The 8,681-nt window shown below is 43.7% G+C and carries 8 protein-coding genes and 2 pseudogenes; 4 read left to right on the forward strand and 6 right to left on the reverse strand.

The window, feature by feature from the left end; genetic code table 11:
• Positions 1–214: 214 nt before the first annotated feature.
• Positions 215–1,753, reverse strand: coding sequence for a methyl-accepting chemotaxis protein (locus ACSZO1_RS20700; RefSeq protein WP_437616028.1), 1,539 nt, complete (start codon positions 1,751–1,753; stop codon positions 215–217).
• 346 nt (positions 1,754–2,099) lie between these two features.
• Positions 2,100–2,805: pseudogene (locus ACSZO1_RS20705) on the reverse strand (transposase); the annotation flags it as partial.
• Positions 2,806–3,144: 339 nt separating this feature from the next.
• On the opposite strand from ACSZO1_RS20705, the gene ACSZO1_RS20710 reads away from it, so the two are divergent.
• The gene (locus ACSZO1_RS20710; protein WP_437616030.1) at positions 3,145–3,768 is read left to right on the forward strand and encodes a hypothetical protein; all 624 of its coding nucleotides are present in this window, start codon (positions 3,145–3,147) and stop codon (positions 3,766–3,768) included.
• A 758-nt stretch (positions 3,769–4,526) separates the two neighbouring features.
• Here ACSZO1_RS20710 and ACSZO1_RS20715 read toward each other — a convergent pair.
• Complete coding sequence (locus ACSZO1_RS20715) at positions 4,527–4,721, reverse strand: DNA polymerase III subunit theta (RefSeq protein WP_437616032.1); 195 nt, start codon at positions 4,719–4,721, stop codon at positions 4,527–4,529.
• A gap of 268 nt (positions 4,722–4,989) precedes the next feature.
• Positions 4,990–5,174, reverse strand: a pseudogene (locus ACSZO1_RS20720) (DUF7661 family protein).
• Between the two features lie 165 nt (positions 5,175–5,339).
• Between ACSZO1_RS20720 and ACSZO1_RS20725 the strand changes: the two are divergent.
• Together ACSZO1_RS20725 and ACSZO1_RS20730 are read left to right on the forward strand one after the other, a co-directional pair.
• The gene (locus ACSZO1_RS20725) at positions 5,340–5,576 is read left to right on the forward strand and encodes a hypothetical protein (protein ID WP_437616034.1); all 237 of its coding nucleotides are present in this window, start codon (positions 5,340–5,342) and stop codon (positions 5,574–5,576) included.
• An 825-nt stretch (positions 5,577–6,401) separates the two neighbouring features.
• Complete coding sequence (locus tag ACSZO1_RS20730) at positions 6,402–6,548, forward strand: hypothetical protein (RefSeq protein WP_437616036.1); 147 nt, start codon at positions 6,402–6,404, stop codon at positions 6,546–6,548.
• A 328-nt stretch (positions 6,549–6,876) separates the two neighbouring features.
• On the opposite strand, the gene ACSZO1_RS20735 is transcribed toward ACSZO1_RS20730, so the two are convergent.
• Entirely contained in the window at positions 6,877–7,185 is a 309-nt protein-coding gene (locus ACSZO1_RS20735; RefSeq protein ID WP_437616038.1) for a CcdB family protein, read from the reverse strand.
• Positions 7,185–7,424, reverse strand: a complete 240-nt coding sequence (locus ACSZO1_RS20740; protein WP_437616040.1) for a type II toxin-antitoxin system CcdA family antitoxin — start codon at positions 7,422–7,424, stop codon at positions 7,185–7,187. Before ACSZO1_RS20740 ends, ACSZO1_RS20735 begins: the two co-directional genes overlap by 1 nt.
• A gap of 282 nt (positions 7,425–7,706) precedes the next feature.
• On the opposite strand from ACSZO1_RS20740, the gene ACSZO1_RS20745 reads away from it, so the two are divergent.
• Positions 7,707–8,606, forward strand: a complete 900-nt coding sequence (locus tag ACSZO1_RS20745; protein ID WP_437616042.1) for a replication initiation protein — start codon at positions 7,707–7,709, stop codon at positions 8,604–8,606.
• The last annotated feature ends 75 nt before the right edge of the window (positions 8,607–8,681 follow it).

Raw genomic sequence — 8,681 nt, forward strand, 5'->3', positions numbered from 1 at the left:
CGGTTCTTTGTTCATTTACCATACGATGACAGGACGAAAAAATGGTTCCCATCGAATTAATCGCACCTTCCTTAGGTTCAGGCTCCAGAAATTTGAAGTATCATGGGTATGATTATTTGCGTAACAGGGCGCCTTTGCAAGACGCTCTGTGCTTTGTAAATTTGAGTTTTATCCATATTTAAATTAATGGATTTTTTTTCTTGAATGTATTAATTTATATTGTGAACTCCTTCACTAAATCATCAAGGTTTTTCGCTTGATCCATCAATGTTCTAGATGCAGCTGATGCTTCTTCTACGAGCGCTGCGTTTTGTTGAGTTACGTCATCCATTTGATTTAAGGCTTGATGGATCTGGTTTATTCCCATGCTTTGTTCATGAGACGCGATAGACACTTCACCTGCTATATTTGATATTTTAATTATTGATTCATTCATTTTTATCATGTTCTCTTCCACATTTTTTGACTTTGTTGCACCGGCTTCAAATAGAACCATTGCACTTTCAATTACGGATTTTATTTCTTTTGATGAAGATGATGATTCCTGTGCTAATCTTCTAACTTCTCCAGCAACCACATTAAATCCTTTTCCGTGTTCTCCTGCTCTTGCTGCTTCAACTGCTGCATTAAGAGCAAGGATATTAGTTTGGAAAGCAATCCCATCTATTATTGAGGTTATCTGGGCAACTTTTTCAGCGCTATCTTTTATATCTGACATTGTTTTTGACATGCTTTTTGCCTCGTTGGCGCTTTTATTTGAAATTGTGAGTGCATCCTGTGATAGTTCGTTTGCAAATTTTGTGTTTTCAGCTGTTTTCTCCACTGTATGACTAAGCTCTGACATGCTCGATGCTATCTGTTCTAGTGCAGCAGCTTGTTGTTCTGTTCGGGATGATAAGTCTTCTGTTCCGGCAGATATTTGCGAAGAAGCAGAGCTTACAGAATAAGATGATGTACTGACACATGAAAGTGAAGAGATTATTTTATCCATCAGATTGTTAAATGCTTTGGCTGTAAGTCCTATCTCATCCATTTGTTCTTCCTTTGATCTTAATGTTAGATCAATGTTTTCATTTGAATCTTCCATTGTTTTTTTTATAGAATCAAGCCTTTCTTTTATTCCTTTTATTATCTTAATGGATAAGATAGATAATATTAAAATTATTACGAATGATGCTGTTAGCATGAAATACATCATTTTTTTATGTTTTTCTTTATGATGATCCTCCATTTTATCAACTACATCTATTTTTTCCTTTATTGCGTTATTGTATGTACTTATTAAGTTCCTGGCTGATTGCCCAATCCCATTATTACCAAGTATTTCATTGAGTGACGCATCCTTGTTATCGTTTGTTGATTCATTAATAAACGTTGGTAGGTTTGTTTTTATATTATTTAGATATATTGCTGCTGATTCTAGTTCTTTTTTTTCTTTGCTATTGCTTGTTTGATTGTGAATGTAATTGTTGTTTACGGCAATTGTTCTTCTTATTATTTCTGTTATTTCTTTTTCTGCAGTTTTTTTTCGTTCAATTTGATCTGAATTATGATGGCGATACATCCATATAATTAGTTCATTCGCATTCGCTCTCATCTCTGATAAAGAAATTAATGATGGTATTGTTTTGTTTTCAATGTAATCAAAATCTGAGTTTGACTGTAACATTATTGCCACTGATGCTGCAACTGAAGATATCAAACAGAATGATAGTAGTGAAAATAATAAGTAAAGTTTTTTAGTTATTCTCATGATATTGCCCTTGGTAACTTATTTGATTTTAATTTCTGTGTTTAATGAGCAAGATTGGATTGTAGTAAATTCGTAAGTTTAGCTTTTGAAGCTAAATATTTTTACGGAATGGATTTTAATCCAACGATGCTGCAGATCTTATTATGAATGTTATAGAACTGCACCGTTGTGATCTCCGTCTAATCTCTAATATCTGTAAGATTAAAATTGGTTTATGAAGTATGAGATTTGGCTGCTCTCGTTCACCCGAATCATTCTATTTCAGAAACTGGGATTCTACGCCGTAACCGCCGAAATTTCCGTCAGTGACCTGACGGAAATTTCGGCGGTTACGGCGTAGAATCCCAGTACGTAAATACGTGATATCTCCCACCCATTTTTGATTTGGACCGCTGGCGATGAAATCCTGCTTCAGAAGATTTTCAGACACAGGCAGGCCGTGCTCCCGATAGCTGACCGGACTGAACTTCCGGGCAGCTTTTGCCCGCAGCCCCTGACGGCGTAGGCTGGCAGCAATGGTTTTCACATTATATTCCGGTAGCTCATCAGCCAGTCTCGTGGCACCGTACCGCTGTTTGGCATTATTGAATGCCTTACTGACGACATCATCACAGACAAGTCTGAACCGCTGACGCGAGCTGACCTGATGGCGGCGACAACGCCAGACATACCAACCGCTGCGGGCTACCCGAAGCACCAGGCACATGGATTTGATGCTGAGCTTTGCCTGATTTTTTTCGATAAAGACATACTTCATTTCAGGCGCTTCGCAAAGTATGTCGCGGCCTTTTGGAGAATGGCCAGCTCCTCATCCCGCTCAGCCAGTTGGCGCTTGAGGCGGGAATTCTCTGCGGCCAGTTAGCTTTCTCGCTCTGAAGATGTCATTTGCTGTTGTTGTTTACTGCGCCATGCATAAAGATGCGATTCATACAGGCTGAGTTAGCGGGCAGCAGCAGCGACACCGATGCGTTCAGCCAGTTTTAGGGCTTCATCGCGAACTCCGGCGTATACTATTTACGGAACTTCTTGCTGGTTGATGCTGGTTTTGTCATGAGTAATCAACCTCTGGTTGAGAGTTTACTCACTTAGCCGCGTGTCCACTAATGGTGGGGAGGATCAGCCGAACTATACTATCAAATGAAACTGAGCGTATAGCAGCCTCATCGGGCGGCTCATGGTTTGTCGGCGCCTTTTGGGCGCTCACCCTAAAGCCTCCGGCTTTGCCGTAGGATACTTACTTATCAAAAAAACTGTGGCTTTATTTTTTAAAAACAACAGCTATAGTGTCACTCAACACTATCAAAAGTAGGATGGTAATGAATTTCTCAAGCAAATTATCTCTGTTTTTTTGTTTCTCCTTAGCAATTCTTCTGCTAGGTATATGTTTTTTAATGGTTGATATTTGGCAAAAAAAAGAAGAAATGTTTAAAACAGTAAGTATAACAATGAAGCGAGTAGAGCTGACATTGGATATGCGTTCTAATTTTAGAAGCATGAGTGTATCATCAAGAAACGCTGTGCTATTTCTCAATAAGAAAAACACTCTCCAAGAATGGAGGAACTTATTGGAACAAAAGACTTATTATATTCGGAATCGGAAATTATTGGTTGATGGAATTAAAAATGATGACTACCCAGAGACTATTATTTTTAATATAAATGAAATTATAAATCATGAAGATGAAGCGTTTTATTCATTGTTTACGCCAGCTGGGTTAGCTTTAGAGAATAACCACAAAGAAGCAATTGAATATCTTGCAGGTCCAGGAAGACAAAATCAGCGCATGATGTTTGATTTGTTAACAAAATTATTGGATAGAGAAAGGGATTTTGGAAAAAAAACAATAAAAGAATACAGGGAAGAACTATCATCTGCAATAATTAATGCAAGTGTGTTAGTGTTTATTGGTTTTGTGTTAATTGTGATTGTTTCACTTCTATCCATTTATGTAAATAAGGATGTAAAATATCTTAATAGAAATCTCGATGATTCAGATAATAAGTGGATTTATTGAATGGCGCGAGTTCAGATAATAAGTTCAACGCTCGTTCATGTATACCCATGATACTTCAAGTTGCTGAAGCCTGAACCCAAGGCCGCGGTAGGGGGAAGTTGTTGGAGTACTACCATCCTGCATCTTGAAGTTACTTGGGTATAGATGGAATGAAGGTTAGCCGCTGATAAGATATCCTACTCTTCCGACCAAATATGAGCGAGTAATCATGAAGTACCAGCAACTAACCGAAGGGTAGCGATACCAGATATCCGTTCTGCGTGAGGATAATTAAATCCGGTAAACCCCGGCTTTGCCGGAGGATACTTACTGCCATTATGTTGGCACCGTGTGGCGACTAAGTGAACGGTAGGACAGGAAATGTTTTGTCATTACCGTCAGCACGCTGACAATAATTGCCAATACCCCCTGGTCAGGGCTTCTCCACGCTACCCCCCCCCGACAATTCCTCACGGCCAAATAAAAAAAATTTATTTACCCGTTCACCGTTTTCGATGAGGTGATCGGACCGTCTTTTGACGGCTTCGATGTGAAATCTCTCTCAAATCAGCCGCAAGTCAGTTGGATGCATAACCATGCACGTGCGCAAAACGCATCAGCGCGATTCTGATGCGTTTTGCCGGGTGAAGACATGGGGTTTTATGGCTCAGGGCGTAAAACGGCGCTGAGGCCGTTTCAGCGGTGCGGGCAAAGTGGTCTTATGTTAAATCAGAAATCGTCTACCACGGTGGTTACCCAACTTACTTCGAATGCTTTGATTATTTTTTTTTGTAGATGTTTCTGTAGTGCTCCAACCTTTCATTAAAAAATGGCCGTTCTTCTTTTGAGACTATGTCATCTATATTTATAGATGACATATCTTTTTTTTGACGTTCCATAAATGCATATGTAGATGCTGCAAAATCAGTTTCTTTCCTACTTAGCTCCATCGCTAATTTTTTAATGTTACTCATAACCCCTCCGCCTGACATTTATAAGAATAGTTATAGTAATCATAGAATCTATCACGGTAGTTACTATGGTTAAATGGAGGTTTTTTTGTGGATGTCGGAAACTGGCTTTTTTTGCGGGGGGGGGGGGATTATCAGCGGTGCTGGCGGGAAATGGGAATCTGACGGTTATATGGGTAAGCTTGGCGCAGACGGCGCGGATGGTGGGAGCGGTTTGTGGCGGCAGTGCGAGCCCTCCCCCACACACCCGGAAGAACGAACAAATTCCTTATTAGACTCGTTTCACATCAGGATGTTGCTCTGTAGCTGCTTCATGAAAAATGTCGGCCAGCCAGCCCGGGATCTCGACATCTGTCATATCGTCCGGAATTGAAATGTCGTAAAACCGGGAAAATTTCGTTCCGTCAGGTCCACTCGGAATATCAGCCAGCATTCACCCTCACGTTTTACCCCAATATGTCGTCAAAAGACGTTGTATATCAGTATTATTGATGCCATCTCAGGAACTGAGTAACAGGTATATTAGCCCGTTTGGCGGGTTCAGATACAAAAAAATTGGCCCGCCAGATGGTATTAGTTTTTTGATTTTTTTCGTTTACTAGTCGATAACATGAGAAATAAATGCTTACACCTTATCTGGAGGCTTCAGTGCAAGTTGTTGACCGTGATTATGAAAGTATGGTCGAGGTTGTGTCATCTATCCTCGTGAGTGCTCGAGGGGATGCAGGGAAAATCCTTCGTGATGCTTATCATGCTTTGTTATCAGAGAAAGATCCAAAAATACGAGATATCAAAATGGAATTTATCGAGCGCGTCCGAGTGGCTTATGTATCAATGCCAGTTTTAAAGCAAAATTAAGCCTAATGCCCCCGTGGTGGGTATACAAAAATCACGGGGAGCGTAGCGACCTTCGTCTAGCTATCTTCTTGTTTTTCTCACCCTGCAAAAGGTTTGATTGTGTGGGTTAAGTGTCAGACCTTAGCAATCACACTTCACCGCTTACTGCTGCCTTGTTCGCTCGTTTTATCAGGTGCCAGTTATCGTACTGCGAGACGGGGTAGAGCCTAACTCTTTCGCGGTTAAGTTACGTTTCCACCGTTTGCCTGTTTATCCTGCCGGAGTCCGGGGCGTAGACCTGAGCGTCTAAGGTGCAGATATGATTTTAATGTCGTTGAATGGTATTAAGCTGGTAGTGACAACTCTAGCCAGCCCTGCTAGGATTTGATTGTCACGTCTGGTCCTGGCAGGTATCTGCGAGAATTAGAGTACCGAAGCCCTGTGATTCTGTCACGGGGCTTCGGTACATCTGGAGCCTGAAAATTTCATATTCCTCAGTCATATTCCCATGTAACCAATGACGCCACTGCCATATCGCACTTCCGCCCACAGCCGCCTTTTTTCCCTGTCCGTGGCACTAAACAAGCCTATATCAGATAACAGCCTTTTCCTTATGACGGCTTCTTTTCGTGCAATTCTGAATTGAGACACTCATAACCCCCTAAGCCAGTACACACAGCGACCCCTCTGACGAGGTGCCACCGTGACTGGTTCAGGGGGCTCTCCGCCCCCCCCGAAACCCCCGGCATCCACTGCGAAAAATTGAACGAAATCGATCAAAATCCGGCTTACCTAAAATGAGCATCCGCAAAGCTATCCGCGAGCATAACGTCAGCCTCAGCGACAATGGCGTGGCCATTCAGCTGCTTTTCCCTTCTGATCGATATTCAGGGCGTGATCAATAGCTACAGCCAGCAGATAGAGAGCCTGAAAGTGGAAAGCGGCACGGGTGTGACGATTTACAGCGACTATATGCGCCGGAACACCAGGTAGGTGTTCCGGCCGAAGCAGGTTCACGGCGTGGAAACCTACACATCGACGACCGACAACACAGTGTGACATATACGGCTAAATAACCCTGACAGAACGCCCTGAATCGCTTTTGAGCGGTTTTAACACCGAAGATGAGCAAAACATTACCGAGATAGAAACACAGCTTCTGAGTGCTTTAGATGGTCTGAGCAGAGACATCATCCGCTTGATGCGCTGATTGAGATCCTGGACAGAGAGTTGGCGTAAAACAGAAACAGCAACGGCAGAAAACGCGCTCTGTCTCTACCGACTGCAGCCGGAGACACGATCACGGAATGAAGATGTTAATTCAGAAGCCGTCGAGCAGAAAATTCAGTGCGTTCTTGATGGCGTCCCTATGCTCTCTGATGCTCACCACCTCATCACCTAGCTGTGACTGACGAACGCTAGCCATTTCATGGGTCATAACGAGGTAATTATCACCATCTACGCTCAGTACCGGATTCAGGCGGAGAGCAGGCCGCCCGCTGACCTCATTGAGGGGAAACAGCGGGATAACCAATCGGGTGTTCAGCTCGCCGATAATGTCGCTCTGGACATCCAGCAGATAGGGATAAGCACTACTGTTGCCTTTATTGCGGTAAACCATGAACTGCATCAGAACGTCCTGTGATCGTCAGAGAGTAAGCCGTGTTTATCCGTGATTCGGTTAAGCTCTTGGATCGCTTTACGGTTGGCGCGTTTCCAGCGTTCAGCTTCTGATTCACGTATCTGGTGTTTCAGGGCGGCAGTGAGCGTGGCCGACAGATTAATTCCGGCGTCGCGTGCCTGCTGTAATAGTGCAGGCTCCAGTGTCACACTGACGGTTTTTTTATATCGCACGGTTGATACGGGCATTATGACCTCCTTATTTTTACACGTGTATCTAACACGTTCTTAAAGTTTACATGCTTTCACCAGCATGGTAATGGTTTGTTTCATTTGGCAATAACTAATGGTGGCAGGTGACAAAATACAGAGGCATGTGTAACGTTAAGCGGCATAAAAGACAGCGCCCCCGTAATCATGTATCAACTTGGCGGAAGAACCATGATTAACGAGGGCGCAGGCACAAAACCTATAAAGGATACTAGCACATGCACCGTGCGAAACAACAGCCCGCCATAAGCGCAGGGCGCATTGCATAACGCTGCACTTACACTTTTCAACGACCGCTTACCTCACAAGCCGTACTTTTCGGACGATCTGCACTTTGGTGTACGCATTACCGGTAAGGAACGCGCCATTCTGGCGAAATACATCCAGTTTAATCAGCCTCACGCCATGTTCTGGCTGGGATTCGACGTCGATCGCGCCGGTGCAGCCATCGACTGGAGCGACCGCAACGCCCCCGCGCCCACGCTGAGCATCACCAATCCGGAAAACGGACACGCGCACCTGCTGTACGCGCTGCAAACCTCAATCCGCACCGCGCCGGACGGAAAAATGAAGCCGCTGCGCTACGCCGCCGCCGTGGAGAACGCGCTACGTAAAAAATTAGAGGCTGATGCGGGGTATTCTGGACTCATCTGCAAAAATCCGAACCACGGCCACTGGAAAATCGCCGTATGGCAGCTGGAACTCTACACGCTGGACTGGCTGGCCGACTTTCTCGACCTGAACGCAGCGAACGAAAAGGAAATCGTAGCCGACTACGGCTTGGGCCGCAACTGCACGCTGTTCGACAAAACCCGTAAATGGGCGTACCGCGCCATCCGTCAGGGTTGGCCTGAATACGAGCAGTGGCTGCAAGCCTGCTACGAACGCGCCAGTGCCTACAACCTGCAATTTTCAGCGCCTCTGGATGAAAATGAAGTAATCAGCATAGCTAAAAGTATTGCTAAATGGACTAAAAATAATTTCACTGAGGTATCATTTAATAAGTATGTATTAAGCACACACACAAGAGAATTACAGATTAAACGTGGTAGTAAAGGTGGCAAGAAAAGTAAGGGGGGCGGGAGACCCAGTCTAGGCGAACCATGGATTGAACTTGGCGTTAGCCGTAGAACTTTTTTCAGAATGAAGTCTTGCAAATAATTAGGGAAGGTGCGATTTAATCATTCAAAGTTCTGTTCATGACTACAATGATTGCCGTTCATCTATCGTTTTCAG

Origin of the sequence: Erwinia sp. V71, assembly GCF_965644245.1 — a bacterium.
Classification (GTDB): domain Bacteria; phylum Pseudomonadota; class Gammaproteobacteria; order Enterobacterales; family Enterobacteriaceae; genus Erwinia.